We start from the raw sequence: 17,387 nt of genomic DNA, 5'->3' as shown, positions 1-17,387 counted from the left end.
CTGCCGTTCTTCTTGAGGTTTGCTGTAGCGCTTTATCCACGCATAGAGGCTATGCGTCGACACACCAAGACGGGCCGCTACGTCAGCGACGGGAAGCTTCTTTTCGGTCACTTGATTGACCGCTTGGGTTTTGAATTCTTCGGGATAACGCGGGTTGCTCATGGCACCTCCTGATTGGCCTCATTTTAAGGCATGGAGGTGTCTACGAAACCCGGGGCGATTCAGGGTTTTATCCGCCATACTCCCCAGTAACACATTGACCGCACTGTATTTCCCCACTAAATACTGAGTGCTCCAGGTATTGCGACCATTATGCTTATGAACAAAATTACCGGCATATTTACCACTCTCGCAACGATCAAACTCCATAAGTTCCGAAATCCTGCCCGTTGCATCAGAGGTAAAAATTTTAGTAATTTTTTTCAGCCCGCGATGGGGCTCCAACTCAAAATTCATCACACCACCTTCCAACGGATAAGCCTTGCTATCGGTAAATGTCCCCTCAAGCAATGCCTTCGTAAAAGCCTGTGTGGCCAGAAAAGGAGGATCGGTCAAACCATAAGGTATTTTCAGCAAACCCTCTTCATCATGAAGGTCATAGCGCATATGGGGGTACGAGCCGAACACGATGCGGTAACCCGCTTTATCAAATCTGGCGCCGTCAGCGGCCATCACCCGAATATTGATCCGCGCTCCCGGTGTCAGGCTACGAAAAGCCTCAGGCCCGTTGTATTTCTTGAGCTTCCACTCTCCACCATCGACCTGATATTCAACCTTCCATACGCGATTCAATACACTGAGCCCCGGCGTTGCGAGCAATACATCCTGCCCGCGAATGGCTGTAAAACTATAACGGTCCACCGAGGTGTCGCTCTGTAATGTCTGCTCGATCTGATGAATGCGGTCGCTCAGTACAGTGAACGCTTCGCCGTCGATCTCTTGCACCTGTTGTTCCTGCCCGGCAGTCGAAACGGGAAGCTGGAATGCCCCCTGGGCCTGCGCAAGTGCATGACCTGAAAACGCCCATAAACACCCGCATAAGAATGCCGGGTAAAACCAGTTCCAGCGCTTGTTCATGATAACTTCCTTATTATTGATTTTATGCAGGGCACCCTTGCCACTGACAAGCCGGACATAATCACTCAGGCCCATCATGTTCAATCCCGAATAAAATAAAAGGAAATGTCCTACACTTTTTAATTTCAGAAACCCCTTACGTTTTTCCGGGCAATATCTCTTGCTAACAAATACCAGCACAATGAAGTCGCCTGGTAGCCCACCAAACGCCCCTGCCTGCCTGAAATCTCCCACGCCACAAGACAATTTTTCCCGCAACTGCGGCCAGCGTCTAAGCTTGAGACAAGTGCGACTAACAGGGTGACCGGGCCAATCGATCATGGGCGTATTACGGCATTCCGATACCAGGCAAGGTGTGATTTCTGCTGAGCGTCAGGATGACCCTCCCATGTCCACTCCACCCCGCCGCAAGCGTTACGGGTGGAGGGTGTTCTGGGTCGTGGTGACGATGGGCGGCATTGCATTGGGAGCAGCCATTGCCGTCGAAAGCCGCAGTTCAAGGCTTCAGGCAAAGGAGTTCAGCCGCTTTGCCGCCAGCTTGAGCTATTCGCTCGAACCCGGCCCGAGCGATGCAGTGGTTTATCCCGGTGAGGGGCCTTTCGATAAACGCCTGGGCTATTCGTCGATGGATGAATTCCTGTCGCGCCTGCTCAAACGCGATTACCTGATTACCCGGCAGACACGCTTTTCACCCGAGCTGTTGCGCTACAGCCAACACGGCTTTTTCGTGCCTTACGAGGAGAAAATCCAGGCGGGCCTGTCGATTACCGACTGCCGCAGTGAACCGCTTTATGAGTTTCGCTATCCGCAGCAACTCTACGCCGACTTTGCCTCCATCCCGCCCCTGGTGGTGAACAGTCTTTTGTTTATCGAGAACCGTGATCTGCTCGATGAGCAGCAGCCACTGGCCAACCCGGCCGTGGACTGGCCGCGCTTCGCCAAGGCGGCACTGTCTCAGGTGGCCAAGATATTTGCGATCCCTGGCCAGTCAGCAGGCGGCAGTACCCTGGCGACGCAACTGGAGAAATATCGCCACTCTCCGGACGGCCTGACGCAATCGGGCTCAGAGAAACTGCGTCAGATGATTTCTGCCAGTGTCCGGGCCTATCTGCCGGGCGAGCAGACCTTGCAGGCACGTCAGCATGTGGTGCGTGATTACCTGAACAGCGTGCCATTGTCCGCGGTGCCCGGTCATGGCGAAGTTCATGGCATGGCTGAAGGCTTGCGAGTCTGGTTCGGTGCCGACTTTGCAAGGACCAATCAGGTACTCGCCTCAGACCCGAAAGACGCAAAGGGCCTGGGCGAAAAAGGTCTGGCGCTGCGCGAGGTGTTATCGCTGGTGATTGCCCAGCGTCGTCCGTCCTATTACCTGACCAAAGGCCGACTGGAACTGGCGGATCTCACTGACAGCCATATTCGCTTGCTCGCACAGGCACAGGTCATCGATCAACCGCTGGCCAACGCGGCACTGGCCAGCGCGGTCACTTACCGTGACTGGGTACAGCAACCGACAATCCAGCCCATTGAAACCAACAAGGGCATCAGTGTGGCGCGCAGCCGGCTGTCCAACCTGCTCAATCGCCCGCTCTATGATCTGGACCGGCTCGATCTGTCAGCCACCAGTACGCTGCAAGGCGAGCTGCAAAACAGTGTCAGCCAATACCTGCGCGATCTGGCGAACCCGGCCTTCGCGGAGAAAATCGGCCTGTTCGGCGAACGGCTACTGTCACCGGCCAGCACAGCTCAGGTGCGTTACAGCTTCACTCTGTTCGAGCGCGGGCCGGACGGTTCGCGGGTACGGGTGCAAACCGACAGCACCGACCAGCCGTTCGACATCAACGAGGGCAGCAAGCTGGAGCTGGGCTCCACTGCCAAGATGCGAGTGCTGACCACTTATCTGGAAATCATCGCCGAGCTGCACGCACGCTACGCCGACATGAGTGTTACAGCGTTGAGAAAAACCCCGGTCGAAGAACCTGACCGGCTGACCCGCTGGGCTCTGGATTACCTGATACAAAACAAGGACCGTGACCTGGCGAAAATGCTCTCTGCGGCCCTGGATCGACAATATTCGGCCAGCCCTGGCGAAAGCTTTTTTACCGGTGGCGGCCTGCATCGCTTCAACAATTTCCGTCGCGAAGACAATGAGCGGATTCCGACGCTGCGCGAGTCCCTGCGCGAGTCGATCAACCTGCCCTTCATTCGCCTGATGCGTGATCTGGTGCGCTACAGCACTTATCAGGCACCCAACAACAGCGCCGCGTTGCTCAAGGATGATGACAACCCCCGTCGCCAGGAATACCTGAGCCAGTTTGCCGACCGAGAAGGCACGGTTTTCCTGCTGAAGTTCTGGAAACGCTACAAGGACAAGTCCACCCAGGAACGGCTGGACACCTTTCTCGATGGCATCAATCCCACGGCTGTCCGTTTGGCGGCAGTGCATCGCTACCTGTTGCCAGGTGCCGATCAGGATACGTTCAATGCCTTCGTCCGCGCCCATCTGGTCGAAACCGGAACCCGCCCGAAACTCACCGAAAAACGCCTGACAGAGCTTTACAAAAACTACGGGCCTGGCGCCTACGACTTGCCGGATCAGGGTTATATCGCGCGTGTCCACCCTCTGGACCTGTGGTTGCTCGGTTACCTGTTGAAATACCCCGACGCCCAGTTCAAGGATGCAGTTGCAGCCAGCCGTCATGAGCGCCAGGAAGTCTATGGCTGGCTGTTCAAGAGCCGACACAAGAGCGCTCGGGACAGCCGCATCCGCACGATGATGGAAGTCGAGGCGTTTCTGGATATCGAACAGCGCTGGCAGCGGGTGGGTTATCCGTTCGATCATCTGGTGCCCTCACTGGCGACGGCCATCGGCAGCTCGGGCGACCGTCCTGCGGCATTGGCCGAGCTGATCGGCATCATCCAGAACGATGGCATCCGCCTGCCTGCCCTGCGCATCGACAGCCTGCATTTTGCTGCTGGCACGCCTTATGAAACCGTGCTGGCCAGCAATCCGGAGCTGGGCAAGCGCGTGCTGCCTTCCGAAGTGGCAGCCGCCATGCGCGAAGCGCTGTCGCAGGTGGTGGATGGCGGTACGGCAAAGCGTGTGCAAGGCACTTTCAAACTGCAGGACGGCAGCATCCTGGCCATGGGAGGCAAGACGGGCACCGGGGACAACCGTATCGAAAGCATTGGTGCGGGTGGACGGGTGATCAGTTCGCGCGCCATCAACCGCACAGCCACTTTTGTGTTCTACCTCGGTGAAAACCACTTCGGCACCCTGACCGCTTTTGTCCCTGGCCGCGCCGCAGAAGGCTTCAGGTTTACCTCGGCCTTGCCAGTGCAAGTGCTCAAGGGTATGGCTCCCATTCTTGTGCCCTATCTGGAAAATGGCGGGCATGCCATGTGCGGCGCGCCCTCTCCAAGCGCATGAGACCGTTCGTCCGTATCTCTTTGCGAAACATTTAAGATATATCTTAAGGTATATCTAAATCGGAACGAGAGATGAAGAGAATGCGTGATGACCCTCACCGTCCCCACGACCGTCCCCTGCTTCGCGAATATGGCGATGGCCGCGACGGTTTTGAAAAACGCCCTGGCCGTGAACGCGGCGGACGTGGCCCTCGGGTGTTCGCTCCGGGTGACCTGAAGCTGTTGCTGCTGGCCTTGATTGCCGAGCAGCCTTGCCATGGCTATGACCTGATCCGCCAGATCGAAGGCATGTTCGATGGCGCCTATAGCCCAAGTCCTGGCGTGATCTATCCCACCCTGACCTTTCTTGAAGAAAGCGAACTGATTCTGGGCGATGCCCAGGGCGGCAAGAAGCTTTACACCATTACTGCTGCCGGTCTGGAATCGCTGACCGAACAGGCTGTCGCCCTTGATGGCGTAAGAATGCGGATCGAAGTCAGCAAACGCTCCCTGCGCGGCCATGACCGTCCACCGGAAATCCATGAAGCGGTGCATAACCTGCGTCATGCGCTGCAGATGCACCACGGTCGCTGGAGCCCGGAAGAAATTCTTCGTGTTCGCGACCTGCTCAACGAGACCGCCAAATCCATCGTCGATGGCCCACAATCTGCGTCGGAGAAGTCCGTATGAATTCGCAACAATCGATCCATCGCGTCAACCATGAAATCCGAGTGCGCAAGCTTGAAGTCCTGCGTGTCGCCGAGCTGACGCCGCTGATGCGTCGCGTCACCCTGCACGGGCCGCAACTGGCGGGCTTCATCAGCCTGGGCACCGATGACCACGTAAAGCTGTTGTTCGCCCAGACTCCCGAAGAGCAGGCGGCGCTGGACAACTTCACACCCGGCAGCAGCGGCGATGGCCCGCGTCCGGCGATGCGTGACTACACGCCGCGTCGTTACGACGAAGCCACAGGCGAGCTGGATATCGATTTCGTCCTGCACGGTGACGGCCCTGCTGCCACATGGGCGGCTCAGGCCGAGCCTGGACAATTCCTGCATATTGCCGGTCCCCGTGGCTCGATGGTGGTGCCGGATATCTTCGACAGCTATCTGCTGATCGGCGACGAAACCGCCATCCCGGCCATTGCCCGACGCCTGGAGTCGCTGGCGGCGAATCGTATCGCACAGGTGGTGGTCGAGATTGCGAACAAGGATGAGCAGCAGGTTTTCACAAGCCAGGCACAGATCAACGTCACCTGGGTCGTTCGCGGCGAACAGAATCTGGTGGATGTTACGCGCCGTCTGGAAGTGCCTGCCGGCAAGCTCTACGCCTGGGTCGCCACCGAAGCGGCCTTGTCACGCAAGATCCGCCGTGTGCTGCTGGACGAATTCGGGCTTGATGAGGGGTTCGTCAAGGCGGCTGGTTACTGGCGTCTGGATGAGAATGACGAAGGCTGATCAGGCTGCTTCTTCGCGAATGAACGCACTCATCGAGGCGTTCTTTCGCGAAACCCTTTATCAATCCCCAGCAAAACCAGCGCAATCACCACAAACCCCAACAGCACGCCACCCGCATTGATAAAGGACTGCGCATACCCGAGCGTGCCGACATCGATGAAGGGGTACATGTAATCCCCCAATGCATCGCCGCGCAGCAGGACATAGCCGAAGTAGAGGATCGGGTACAGCGTCCACAGCAGCACATGGTTAAAACGAAGCCTGCCTCTGGGCACATACAGCCACCAATACACCACGAAGATCAGCGGCATGACGTCGTGCAACAATTCGTCCGCGATCCACTGCCAGCCTTGTGGTTGCCACAGATGGCGCAGCAGCAGGTTATAGGCGATACCTACCAGCGCAATGCTGGCAGCAATGCCGCCGCACACGACCGGATGGCGAAAGAAATCATGCCCGCGGGACTGGCGATGACTCAATGCACAGGTGAGCGCCACCGCGACCAGCGTGTTGCTCAAGACCGTAAAGAAGCTGAAGAAACGAACCAGACCGCCCAGCAGGCTGGCCTGATCGGCCCAGCGCGCCCAGAAAATCAGATACATCTGGATAGCCAGGCCAGACCAGCCCAGGCAGGCGGCAACCAGCGTGTAGCGACGCTGTCCCTGCGTCAGTTGCGGATGTTCGCTGTGCATCTTTTGATCCTTGAAGGCCAGCGTCCATGCCGAGTGTCTTACCAACCCTTGCTGCGATGCAGCTTCACGTACAGCGCTTCCACTTTCTCGCGAGCCCAGGGCGTCTTGCGCAGAAAAGTCAGGCTGGACTTGATACTCGGATCACTCTTGAAGCAGCGAATATCGATGCGCTCAGACAAACCGGACCATTGATAGTGCTCGACCAGAGCCTTGAGGATCTGTTCCAGCGTGACGCCGTGCAGAGGGTCGTTCTGGGTTGTTGTCATGACTGACCTTGAAGCTTGATGAATGCGAAGGTGCGCACCTTAGCCGAGCCATCAGAAGGTAGGAAGAGCTTAGCGTGAGATGAGTGAAGTTTCGCCAGCTCCGCCCACAAGAAGCCTTCATGGAAGACACGGAAAAGTTCCCCTTTTCACGACAAAAAGAGATGTTATAGTGTAACAATAAATTACGTACCTACCCGCTTAACTCTCGACTTGGGGCTCTGCCATGCGCCCTGCCAAGGAAACCGATATGTCACCGATGCACCGCAACCTGCTCTGGCGCCTGACGCCATTGGCAACCGCTCTGCTGCTGGCCGCGCCAGCCCATGCAGCAGAAAGCCTTGAGCTGCAACCTCAGGTCATCACAGCCAACCCGCTGGGCAGCGATCAACTGGCAACGCCGACAACGGTTCTGGAAGGCGATGCCCTGACCCTTGAGCAGAAAGGCAGCCTGGGTGAAACCCTGAACAAGCAGCCGGGAGTTTCTTCGTCCTATTTCGGCCCGGGCGCCAGCCGCCCGATCATTCGCGGCATGGACGGTGACCGGATTCGTATCCTGCGCAATGGCGTAGGCGCGCTGGATGCTTCGTCCCTGTCCTACGACCACGCCGTCCCGCTGGACCCGGTGAATGTCGACCGCGTCGAAATCGTTCGAGGCCCGGCCGCCCTGCTCTATGGCGGCAGCGCCATCGGCGGCGTGGTCAACACCTTCGATAACCGCATCCCCACCGAAGCCATCGAAGGCATTCACGGTGCAGGCGAACTTCGTTACGGCGGAGCAGATACGACCCGTAGCAGCGCGGGCAAACTGGAAGCCGGTAACGGTCAGTTCGCCTTGCACATCGATGCCAACGCCCGTGAGTTCAATGACCTGCACATCCCCGGCTACGCCCGCACCCGCGAGCTGCGCGCCCAGGGCAGCGAAGACGGTGACAAGAAAAACCGCCTGAGCAACAGCGATGGACGTCAGGACGGCGGCGCCGTCGGCGGCTCCTACACCTGGGATGACGGCTATGCGGGCGTGTCGTACAGCAACTACGACTCCAACTACGGCTCACCCGCCGAGCAGGACGTGCGTATCCGCATGCAGCAGGAGCATTACGCTTTCGCCTCCGAGATCCGCAATCTGTCCGGGCCTTTCACGTCGGTCAAACTGGACGCGGGCTACACCGACTATGAACACCGCGAGATCGAAGGCGGCGAAGTCGGCACCACCTTCAAGAACAAGGGTTACGAAGCCCGCATCGAAGCCCGTCATCAACCCATAGGGCCAGTCAATGGCGTGGTGGGCGCACAGATAACCCGCAGCGAGTTTTCTGCCTTGGGTGAAGAAGCCTTCGTGCCGCAGACCGATACCGATGCTGGCGCGCTGTTCATTCTTGAAGAACTGCAAGCCACCGAGCGCTTGAAGCTGAGCCTGGGCGGACGCATCGAACACACCACGGTCAATCCCGATGCTCAGGGCAAGGATCGTTTCGCCGCAGCCGACAACTCCAGCAAGTTCACGGCGGGCAGCCTGTCGTCGGGCGCGGTCTACACTCTGACACCCGTCTGGTCCCTGGCTGCGACGCTGGGTTATACCGAACGCGCTCCAACCTTCTATGAGCTGTATGCCAATGGCGCTCACGTGGCCACCGGCACTTACGAGCGCGGCAATGCCGACCTCTCGAAAGAAAAAGCGGTTTCCAGCGATCTGGCCCTGCGCTTCGACAATGGCACCCACAAAGGCAGTGCGGGTGTTTTCTACAGCCACTTCTCCAACTACATCGGCTTGCTGGGCAGTGGTCGTACCGTCGATGAAGACGGACAGGACGATGCCAGCGGCATCCCAGAATTCAACTACGCTGGCGTTCGTGCGCGCTTCAGCGGTTTCGAGGCCCAGGACCACTGGAAGCTGGGTGAAAACCGCTACGGCAGCCTGGCACTGGAACTGTCCGGTGACTACACCCGCGCCACAAATCTGGATACCGGCGAAGCCTTGCCCCGTATCGCACCCTTGCGTCTGAACAGTGGCCTGCTGTGGGAACTGGACAAGTGGCAGGCTCGCCTCGATATCGAGCATGCCAGCGCTCAGCGTCGAGTCCCGGATAACGAATCCACGACCGATGGTTACACCACGCTGGGGGCCAGTGCCGGTTACCGCTTCAATCTGGGCAGCAGCCAATGGCTGGCTTTCGTCAATGGCGAGAACCTGACCAACCAGACCGTGCGCTACGCCAGCTCGATCCTGCGGGATATCGCACCGGCCCAGGGCCGTAGCGTACAAGTCGGTTTACGCACCACTTTCTGATCGCCTTGAAAAGCCCCAGCGTGCAATGCGCGGGGGCTTGCGAGCAGCACTGTTGCCAATGGCGCAACAGTGCCTGTCAGGTTTGCGTCTGGTCAAAAATTAGTTAGCTCCCTATCATTCTCTACCCTGGCCTGACGTCGTACGCCATCGAGCAGTAGGTGTCATCCCATTTCAATGCACGAACGCCAGCCATGGCGGTCTACGCCTCAACGCCCGTTTTCTGACCAATGGTTGATATCGGCTGTCGGAAATTCGTTTCAAGAACTAGCGTTCAAAAACATGACGCCAATGTGCGATGCGCACAACAGCGTCAATAAAACATTCAATCGTCACGGAGATTCGCATTATGAGCACTGAAGGTGCTTTGAGTAGAAATCGCCTGTTACCCACATTGCTCGGTCTGGTGATCGCGCTGATGGGACTGGTCCTCTTGGTTGGCGGCCTCAGACTGATGCAACTGGATGGTTCGCTCTACTACCTGCTGGCAGGCATCGGTTTTACAGTCACCGGCGTGCTGCTCATCCTGGGACATCGCTCCGCCCTTGGCCTGTATGCGCTTCTGTTGTTTGCGAGCACGGTCTGGTCCTTGTGGGAAGTCGGCCTCGACTGGTGGCAACTGGTGCCACGTCTGGCGCTCTGGTTCGCACTGGGTATCGTCCTGCTGTTGCCATGGTTTCGTCGGCCTCTGCTGCGTGGCGAACCTGCCCGCCTGGGCACAGGAGCCCTGACGGTCGCGGTCGTGCTAGCAGGCCTGACCGCACTGGCCAGCCAGTTCACAAATCCCGGTCGTATCGAAGGACAACTGGACCGCGAAACCGCAGGCACCACCAACACGGCTCCTGCCATGCCCGATGGCGACTGGCAGTCCTATGGCCGTACCGGCTTCGGCGACCGCTACTCGCCACTGGCCCAGATCACGCCACAGAACGTCAACACCCTGGTGCCCGCCTGGACCTATCGCACCGGCGACATCCCAGGACCGAACGATCCGGGAGAAACCACAGCCGAAAATACACCGCTCAAAGTCAACGGCATGTTGTACGTGTGTACACCGCATAGCCAGGTGATCGCCCTGGACCCGGACAGCGGCAAGGAAATCTGGCGCTTCGATCCGAAGATCAGCACCCAGAATGCAGAAAACTTCAAAGGCTGGGCGCACATGACCTGCCGTGGCGTCTCGTATCACGATGACGCCGCCTATGCCGCGAGCAGCCCTGCTCAAAGCCCGGCCACACCGGCTGCCGAAAGCACTGCCGGCAATGCATGCCCGCGCCGTATCTTCCTGCCTACTGCCGACACCCGTCTGATCGCTCTGAACGCCGATACCGGCAAGATGTGTGAAGACTTCGGCAACAAAGGCTCGATCGATCTGAGCGCCAATATCGGTACCTTCGCGCCGGGCGGCTACTACTCCACGTCGCCACCGGCCGTGACCAGGGATCTGGTGGTGATTGGCGGCCATGTCACCGATAACGTTTCCATCGACGAGCCTTCGGGCGTCATCCGTGCCTACGACGTTCACACCGGCCGCCTGGTCTGGAACTGGGACAGCGGCAATCCGGACGATACGACGCCTATCGCCGAAGGCAAGACCTACACCCGCAACTCGCCGAACATGTGGTCCATGTTCAGCGTCGATGAAAAGCTGGGCATGCTCTACCTGCCGATGGGCAATCAGATGCCTGATCAGTGGGGCGGCAACCGCACGCCAGCCTCGGAGAAATACAGCGCAGGTCTGGTAGCGCTGGACATCGCCACCGGTAAAGTGCGCTGGAATTACCAGTTTACCCATCACGATTTGTGGGACATGGATGTGGGCGGTCAACCGACCCTCATGGACATGAAAACCGCCGATGGCGTCAAACCGGCGGTGCTGGCTTCGACCAAGCAAGGCAGCATCTATGTGCTGGACCGCAGCAACGGCCAGCCCATCGTGCCGATCAATGAAGTACCAGTACCGCAAGGCGCAGTCGAAGGGGATCACACCTCGCCGACCCAGCCCAAGTCCGACCTGAACTTCATGCCACCGCCCCTCAAGGAGCGTGACATGTGGGGCGTGACGCCATTCGATCAGATGCTGTGCCGGATCGATTTCAAATCCTTGCGCTACGAAGGTCCCTTCACGCCGCCATCGCTGCAGGGCTCGATCGTTTATCCAGGCAACTTCGGCGTGTTCGACTGGGGTGGTATCTCGGTTGACCCGGTTCGTCAGATCGCGTTCGTCAACCCGAGCTACATGGCGTTCCGCTCGAAACTGGTGCCGGCCGCCGAGGTTGAAGCCGGGCCGGGTCGCAAGAGCGAAACCGAAGGCGTGCAACCCAACAAGGGCGCACCTTATGGCGTGATCCTCGAAGCGTTGCTCTCGCCAATGGGCCTGCCTTGCCAGGCGCCAGCATGGGGTTATGTGGCAGCCGTGGACCTGACCAACCATAAGACCATCTGGATGCACAAGAACGGTACCGTGCGTGACAGCTCGCCGGTCCCGATTCCCCTGACCATGGGCGTTCCAAGCCTGGGCGGCACCTTCACCACCGCCAGCGGCGTGGCTTTCCTGAGCGGTACGCTGGACCAGTACCTGCGCGCCTACGACGTCCGTAACGGCAAGCAGTTGTGGGAAGCACGCCTGCCCGCAGGTGCCCAGACCACCCCGATGACTTATACCGGCAAGGACGGCCAGCAATATGTGCTGGTGGTAGCCGGTGGTCACGGCTCACTGGGGACCAAACAAGGCGACTACGTGATGGCGTTCAAACTGCCGAAGTGATACTTCGTGCAGCAAAAAAAGGCGGCTTCCCCTGAGGGGGAGCCGCCTTTTTACATCCGCCGTCAAACCGGTCAGCAGCCCTTGGAGCCAGCCTTGGGCACGAATGCGGTTTTCACCCCCGGCTTGAGGGTGATGTAGGCCCGACGCCATGGCTCGTCGCCGACCATCTGCCAGCGGTGCCCTTCGCCTGTGGTGTCCTGGGCAACCAGCACATCGCCCGGGTGCAGGACAAAGGTTTCGCCGCCGGTAGTGAAGAACTCGAGCGTGCCGCTCAGAGTGATCACGTATTGCTCTTCGGGAGCGGGATGCCAGTCGTAGGACGAATGAGGTGCCGTTTCCTTGAAGTGGATGATGTCCACATTGGTACGAAACTTCTGATCGACTGTACCTTCCTGGATATGAGCACGGTTGTCAGTGCCTGTGCACAACTTGAACGCCCTTATCCCCTGCTGCGCAACCTCCGTGGTCGGTATTGCCGCGTGGGCGGTACCCAGAGGCAGCATGACCACAGCCGCCATGGCGACTCCGGTGCCCAGTACGCGAATCAGCTCAAGTTGACGAGCGATAACATTTTTCAACAGCACATTTTGTTTCTGCAGCATATAACTTCCCTGGGAATGAAAAACACACTGAAAACGGCCCTGGTTATCCGGACAGATGACCAAAGCAAAAAAGGCTTGAATAGACACTGCTGTTTTTGAAGACGCGCAGTTCGTCTTACACATGTACAACTGCGTATAAAACTCGATACAAAAACGTTATGCACATACGGGTAGCTGTTTATAACGCCGTGGCCTGAGGACAGGGGATAGCCTGTCTTGAGCGTCTGAAGGAAATACCATATCCCTGAAAATTTAGAAATATGTTCTGAGGCGTATTTCTTTATTTCTATTCCATGAGGCTTTGGCGCATCGATTTTATCCGGGCAGTTGAATTGCATCAGCCGGTAAAACCACAAGTTAATATTTCTTCACAAAAGCAGAACCTCTGCTTTCACAGAAAAAATCAAAAGATAAATAGACTTCGGAAGGGGAACAGCGGTTTGACCCGTTTCACAATCAAGTCGGCAACGTGAACGACTTGATTGTGAGCAGGCCTGCAAGAAGATTACTTCTCGATCACTTCCCCACGCATCGGCGCCAGCCGGGCGATCAGGCGGTTTTGCACCGGCACCGGGATTTTCTCGGCATCCATGGACTTGATGAGGTTCTCCACCAGCGCATTGAAATCACTGCGGGTCAGGTTCTGCCCCTTGTGGGATTCAGCCATGCTGTCACCTTTGTATTCGCAGGGGCCTCCGGCCTCGACACAGAGTTTTTCCACCAGCCTGTCGCGCAACAAAACAATATTGACCCGCTTGAAGCGCTCGACGATACGTTCATCCTGGGCAACGTTCATCAACATGCCCTCGACAATGCGCTGAATACCGGCGCGCTGCCCGAGGTCTTGATAAAGGCTGTCATCCTTGGGTGGCTGTTGGGCACAGCCCACTAGCAAGGCAATCATCAGACCCATCAACAGACGTTTCATCAGAAACTCCCCTGAATAGACAGATAAGTGCCGTTCTGGTTATCCAGCGTGGCGATTTCGCCCAGTCGTGCGTAGGCAAGGACAATCGACAAGTGCTTGTTGGGGAAATAGCCGACAAAGATATCAGCCCAGTCGCTTTCTCCGGCAAACGACAGGTTGTCCGGTTTTTCGCGATACTCAACCCCCATGGCCCAGCGTGGATTGAACAGAACAGCCACCGAACCTTCCTTGAGGACGCTGCGACTGTCGCGACGGTCGCCACCAAAGCCCAGCAAACCGGTTTCATTGGCGCGGCTGTAACGCACGCCACCGTTGACCACCACGTTGTAACCAAAGGCCGCCCCCATCAACAGGCGGCTGGCGGTCAGATAACCCTCGACGTCAGAATCACGCTTTGAGCCGATGAGGCTCGGAATCAGGAAGTCGTTCTGGTGTTTGTACTGAACCCCCAGAGAAACCTGAGGTAGGGAATCGTAGATCAGGTCGCCGAACAAGCGCACTTTAATACCGAAGACATCCTGGGTCAGGTTGTCTTCAGGCAGACTCAACTTGTGCTGCAAGGTGCCCAGATCGAAACGCTGGTGGGCATAGGACAACTCGACACGGTTACCGTAGGCCACCGCCATACCGGCCACATCCAGGGTGTAGTCGGGCAAATCGATATGCGTGGCAAACGCGCTTGCGCCCCACTCACCCTGTTCGCCATAACCGGTAATCACCGCCCACGGCGTGATCCCGCCGCCCGCTGCACCTTCTATGCTGCTGGCGCCTCCCGTAGCGATCAAACGACCGTTATCGGCCATGGCAAGGGACGAGAAAGCCCCCAGAAAGCAACCCAACAACAACGAAATTCTGTAGGTCATAGCTCAATTAACCATCAGGCTGGGGGGAGTCAGAGACGTGGCAATCCATGCCTCGAACGCGGAGGCGGTCAAAGGGCGACTGATGAGGTAGCCCTGAGCCGTATCGCAATGCCAACGCTCAAGCAAATCCAGGCTGTGCTGATACTCGACACCCTCGGCAACCACCTTGAGTCCCAGGTTGTGACTCATCTCGATGGTGGAACGCACGATCACAGCGTCCTCACTGGTTTCATCCAGGTTGCGAACAAAGGACTGGTCGATTTTCAACTCCTGTACCGGCAATCGTTTGAGGTGTGCCAATGAAGAGTAGCCGGTGCCGAAGTCGTCCACCGAAAGACTGATGCCGCAATCGCGCAAACGGTTGAGCACGAGCAGGGCTTTCTCAGGCTCGCTCATCACGGCGCTTTCCGTGATCTCGAAAATCAGTTGCTCGGCCGGTACGCCATAAAGGTTGAGCAGCGTTACAACGTGTCCGACCAGATCGCCACTGAGCAGGTCATCGGCAGAAATATTGACCGACAGCTGGATGACCAGGCCACGCTTGTTCCACTCGGCCAACTGGCGCATGGCTTCCTCAATCACCCAGTTGGTCAGCAACTGGATGCTGCCGGTACGCTCGGCCAGCACGATGAACTCGGCAGGCGATACATTGCCGAACTGCGGATGACTCCAGCGCAACAAGGCTTCGGCCTGACACACATGACCTTTGCTGATATCCAGCTTGGGTTGGTAATGCAGCATCAGCTCGCCATTCTGCGCAGCCTTGCGCAAGTCGCGGATCAAGCTGATCTGGCGCTGGTGAGCCAGGTCGCGACCATCTTCATAGATCTGCATGCGCCCCGGCAGGCTTGCCGCATCTTTACGGGCAATTGCTGCACGGCTGAGCAGTTCTTTGGGGGCATCACCGTTTTCGGGATAGGTAGTGATACCGATACAGCACTCAAGGGAGACATCCTGGTTATCCACACGATGCGGTTCGCTGAGGATACGCTGCAGGGTATCGCCCATGGCCACGGCACCATCGCTGGTGGTGTTATCCAGCAACAACAGGAACTCATCGACCGCCAGGCGGGCCACGGTATCACCGGAGCCCAGGGCATCCTGCAGTTGCCTGCTCACCTGGCGCAACAATTGATCCACACCTTCGGCGCCACTGCTTTCGTTGATCGACGCCATGTTCTCGATGCCCAGGTACATCAAGGCCACCGGGCGCTCCGCAGCAATCGCACTGCCCAGACGCTCCATGACCAGCGCCCGGTTAGGCAGACCGGTCACCGCATCATGCAAGGCGTTGTGCGCCAGTTGCCCTTCACGCTCTGCAATACCCTGCTGCATGGCGTTGATGGCGCCTGCGAGCATGCCCAGTTCGTCGCTGCGCGTCATCACCACCGGCGTTTCATAATCACCATCACCGATACGCTGGGCCGCCAGTGCCAGTTCCCGAACCGGAGTGGACACGCTGCGCGCCAGTGCCAGCGTACCTAACAAAGAGCCAAACAGTGCCGCCAGGGATATCCAGAAGATCTTTTCATCCAGAGGCGCAAAGGCCTGCAAGGCCTTGTCCAGCGGGCTTTGCAGCAAAGCGATCACTTGCCCGTCGCTGGCCTGGCCGGTGTTGGCCAGCATCAGTGACTGGCTGAGAAAGTTCTGATTCAACTGCTCGGTGACGCGCATCTGCCCCTCGGACAAACTACGCATCAACTCGACCATGCCGGGGCGCAACGCCTCAGGCTGGGTACTGATCAACTCGCCAGGCTGGCCGTGCTCCACGGTCAGGAACGACACTTCGAGTCCACTGAGGGAGCGCAGCTCCTGAGCGATATCGTTATCGATGGCAAACCCCATCACGACACGTCCGATGGGCAAGGGAGCCAGGACCGTACTCTCAACCAGCAAGTGCGGTATGCCGCCGCCCGGGACGATCAGCACCGACTGTTTATTGCGCTTGGCATTACGCAATGCCTGGTCGTAGACGAACTTCGAGCCTTCAGGCACGTTGGATTCGGTACTGGAGATCACCGTACCGTCCATGCCCAGCAGAAACATGTCGCTGGCATTGATCCGCGCACCATGGTTCAACAGCACCGAGCGGATGGTCGATGAGTCCTCGCTGGCTACCGCGTCGCGGAAGCCGAAATCGGCAGAGAGTAATTGCACCGTATCGCGCAAGCGCTTGCCACGCAGCTCGATCAGGCGTTCAAAAACCCGACTGCCCACTTCCAGTTGCGCCTGAGCCTGAGTACGGACCGCATCGCCCGTCGCGATCTTGACGGCAAAAAACACCGCGCTGACCACGATAAGCAACAAAGCGATCAATACGCAGGCAATGCGCGCCTGAAAGCTGTTACGAAGATTCATCAATGAGCAGCCTTGTGGAAAGCTTCGCCAAACGCTCCCGGAGCGGGCCTGGCAGGTTTGTCTTCATTCTTGACCTCGACATCGAGGTTGAAGCGCTGGGTCAGGCCCGAAGCAGGAATATCGAACTCGCCCCCCGAAACCGGCTGCATGTCTTCAGCCTGAGGATGCCAGAGCGTTGCCACGTAATGACCGGCAGGTAACAGGTCAAGCTTGAGGGTGCCATTGCTGTCGGTCACACCGAACCATGGTTCGTCAGTGACATAGATGTAGCCGACCATCCAGTCATGGATATTGCAGCCAAGCACCACGACACCCGCCTTGTCGAACAGCAACGGCTCGGAAGGTGTGCCTTCATAGAGACGCAGCTCGAAGCGTTTTGCGGGGGAGAAGGAATAGACCTGGTGACGAATGTTGTCACTGTTGGGGAATTTGACTTGCGCGCCGGTGTGCACAGCCAGCACGCGCGGCGAAAACTCCTGGTCGCGCTGGTCCATTTCAGCCTTGCCACCGCTGACAGCACCTGCGGCAGGTCCTTTGAGCGTCAGGACCGCATCGGCAAGCGGTTTGCCTTGCTTGTCGAATACCTGGGCAGTCAATGCCGCAGCAGATGCATGTGCAGCGGACAACGCCAATAATCCAGTCAGGACAACTGAAGAAAATACTCTGGTCATACTCGATTCAATCCAAA

At 57.9% G+C, this 17,387-nt stretch carries 14 protein-coding genes; 5 read left to right on the top strand and 9 right to left on the bottom strand.

All coding sequences use genetic code 11. From position 1 onward, the window contains the following. Together CKW23_RS25175 and CKW23_RS25165 are read right to left on the bottom strand one after the other, a co-directional pair. Positions 1-162, bottom strand: a 162-nt coding sequence (locus tag CKW23_RS25175) for a transposase (RefSeq protein ID WP_143498983.1), incomplete at its 3' end; no start/stop codon positions are given. Between the two features lie 18 nt (positions 163-180). Continuing rightward, positions 181-1,398, bottom strand: a complete 1,218-nt coding sequence (locus tag CKW23_RS25165) for a hypothetical protein (RefSeq protein ID WP_256590487.1) — start codon at positions 1,396-1,398, stop codon at positions 181-183. Between CKW23_RS25165 and CKW23_RS25160 the strand changes: the two genes are divergently transcribed. The 3 genes from CKW23_RS25160 to CKW23_RS25150 all read left to right on the top strand — a co-directional run bounded on the left by CKW23_RS25160 (position 1,397) and on the right by CKW23_RS25150 (position 5,939). Then, the gene (locus CKW23_RS25160) at positions 1,397-4,504 is read left to right on the top strand and encodes a biosynthetic peptidoglycan transglycosylase (protein WP_095068627.1); all 3,108 of its coding nucleotides are present in this window, start codon (positions 1,397-1,399) and stop codon (positions 4,502-4,504) included. The two genes, CKW23_RS25165 and CKW23_RS25160, sit on opposite strands and share 2 nt — an antisense overlap. A gap of 71 nt (positions 4,505-4,575) precedes the next feature. Continuing rightward, positions 4,576-5,172: a PadR family transcriptional regulator gene (locus tag CKW23_RS25155; RefSeq protein ID WP_095068625.1), complete on the top strand. Its 597-nt coding sequence runs from the start codon at positions 4,576-4,578 to the stop codon at positions 5,170-5,172. Then, a complete protein-coding gene (locus CKW23_RS25150; protein WP_095068623.1) occupies positions 5,169-5,939 on the top strand; it encodes a siderophore-interacting protein in 771 nt (256 codons plus the stop codon). The genes CKW23_RS25155 and CKW23_RS25150 overlap by 4 nt, the downstream gene beginning before the upstream one ends. Positions 5,940-5,968: 29 nt before the next feature. Here CKW23_RS25150 and CKW23_RS25145 read toward each other — a convergent pair whose 3' ends face one another. Together CKW23_RS25145 and CKW23_RS25140 are read right to left on the bottom strand one after the other, a co-directional pair. Continuing rightward, the gene (locus CKW23_RS25145; protein WP_025261550.1) at positions 5,969-6,631 is read right to left on the bottom strand and encodes a Pr6Pr family membrane protein; all 663 of its coding nucleotides are present in this window, start codon (positions 6,629-6,631) and stop codon (positions 5,969-5,971) included. 38 nt (positions 6,632-6,669) lie between these two features. Beyond that, a complete protein-coding gene (locus CKW23_RS25140; RefSeq protein ID WP_025261551.1) occupies positions 6,670-6,897 on the bottom strand; it encodes a VF530 family DNA-binding protein in 228 nt (75 codons plus the stop codon). Positions 6,898-7,153: 256 nt separating this feature from the next. Between CKW23_RS25140 and CKW23_RS25135 the strand changes: the two genes are divergently transcribed. Then, the gene (locus CKW23_RS25135) at positions 7,154-9,184 is read left to right on the top strand and encodes a TonB-dependent receptor (RefSeq protein WP_025261552.1); all 2,031 of its coding nucleotides are present in this window, start codon (positions 7,154-7,156) and stop codon (positions 9,182-9,184) included. A 346-nt stretch (positions 9,185-9,530) separates the two neighbouring features. Continuing rightward, the gene (locus CKW23_RS25130; protein WP_025261553.1) at positions 9,531-11,948 is read left to right on the top strand and encodes a glucose/quinate/shikimate family membrane-bound PQQ-dependent dehydrogenase; all 2,418 of its coding nucleotides are present in this window, start codon (positions 9,531-9,533) and stop codon (positions 11,946-11,948) included. A gap of 71 nt (positions 11,949-12,019) precedes the next feature. Here CKW23_RS25130 and CKW23_RS25125 read toward each other — a convergent pair whose 3' ends face one another. The 5 genes from CKW23_RS25125 to CKW23_RS25105 form a co-directional block, all read right to left on the bottom strand. Next, entirely contained in the window at positions 12,020-12,466 is a 447-nt protein-coding gene (locus CKW23_RS25125; RefSeq protein WP_236249407.1) for a cupin domain-containing protein, read from the bottom strand. Between the two features lie 589 nt (positions 12,467-13,055). After that, entirely contained in the window at positions 13,056-13,478 is a 423-nt protein-coding gene (locus CKW23_RS25120) for a group 1 truncated hemoglobin (protein ID WP_025261555.1), read from the bottom strand. Further along, entirely contained in the window at positions 13,478-14,341 is an 864-nt protein-coding gene (locus CKW23_RS25115) for a DUF3034 family protein (RefSeq protein ID WP_025261556.1), read from the bottom strand. Before CKW23_RS25115 ends, CKW23_RS25120 begins: the two co-directional genes overlap by 1 nt. Positions 14,342-14,344: 3 nt before the next feature. After that, complete coding sequence (locus CKW23_RS25110) at positions 14,345-16,699, bottom strand: EAL domain-containing protein (protein WP_095068622.1); 2,355 nt, start codon at positions 16,697-16,699, stop codon at positions 14,345-14,347. Further along, positions 16,699-17,370: a methylamine utilization protein gene (locus CKW23_RS25105; RefSeq protein WP_025261558.1), complete on the bottom strand. Its 672-nt coding sequence runs from the start codon at positions 17,368-17,370 to the stop codon at positions 16,699-16,701. Before CKW23_RS25105 ends, CKW23_RS25110 begins: the two co-directional genes overlap by 1 nt. Positions 17,371-17,387 lie beyond the last annotated feature (17 nt).

It is taken from the genome of Pseudomonas sp. Irchel 3A18 (assembly GCF_900187465.1).
GTDB classification, from domain to species: Bacteria; Pseudomonadota; Gammaproteobacteria; order Pseudomonadales; family Pseudomonadaceae; genus Aquipseudomonas; species Aquipseudomonas cichorii.
This window is presented reverse-complemented; position numbering and strand designations above follow the sequence as displayed.

Coding starts and splice junctions, on each gene's coding strand:
- CKW23_RS25105 (WP_025261558.1), bottom strand. CDS start 17,370: ATGACCAGAGTATTTTCTTCAGTTGTCCTGACTGGATTATTGGCGTTG.
- CKW23_RS25155 (WP_095068625.1), top strand. CDS start 4,576: ATGAAGAGAATGCGTGATGACCCTCACCGTCCCCACGACCGTCCCCTG.
- CKW23_RS25135 (WP_025261552.1), top strand. CDS start 7,154: ATGCACCGCAACCTGCTCTGGCGCCTGACGCCATTGGCAACCGCTCTG.
- CKW23_RS25120 (WP_025261555.1), bottom strand. CDS start 13,478: ATGAAACGTCTGTTGATGGGTCTGATGATTGCCTTGCTAGTGGGCTGT.
- CKW23_RS25160 (WP_095068627.1), top strand. CDS start 1,397: ATGGGCGTATTACGGCATTCCGATACCAGGCAAGGTGTGATTTCTGCT.
- CKW23_RS25145 (WP_025261550.1), bottom strand. CDS start 6,631: ATGCACAGCGAACATCCGCAACTGACGCAGGGACAGCGTCGCTACACG.
- CKW23_RS25140 (WP_025261551.1), bottom strand. CDS start 6,897: ATGACAACAACCCAGAACGACCCTCTGCACGGCGTCACGCTGGAACAG.
- CKW23_RS25150 (WP_095068623.1), top strand. CDS start 5,169: ATGAATTCGCAACAATCGATCCATCGCGTCAACCATGAAATCCGAGTG.
- CKW23_RS25165 (WP_256590487.1), bottom strand. CDS start 1,398: ATGATCGATTGGCCCGGTCACCCTGTTAGTCGCACTTGTCTCAAGCTT.
- CKW23_RS25130 (WP_025261553.1), top strand. CDS start 9,531: ATGAGCACTGAAGGTGCTTTGAGTAGAAATCGCCTGTTACCCACATTG.
- CKW23_RS25110 (WP_095068622.1), bottom strand. CDS start 16,699: ATGAATCTTCGTAACAGCTTTCAGGCGCGCATTGCCTGCGTATTGATC.
- CKW23_RS25115 (WP_025261556.1), bottom strand. CDS start 14,341: ATGACCTACAGAATTTCGTTGTTGTTGGGTTGCTTTCTGGGGGCTTTC.
- CKW23_RS25125 (WP_236249407.1), bottom strand. CDS start 12,466: ATGGCGGCTGTGGTCATGCTGCCTCTGGGTACCGCCCACGCGGCAATA.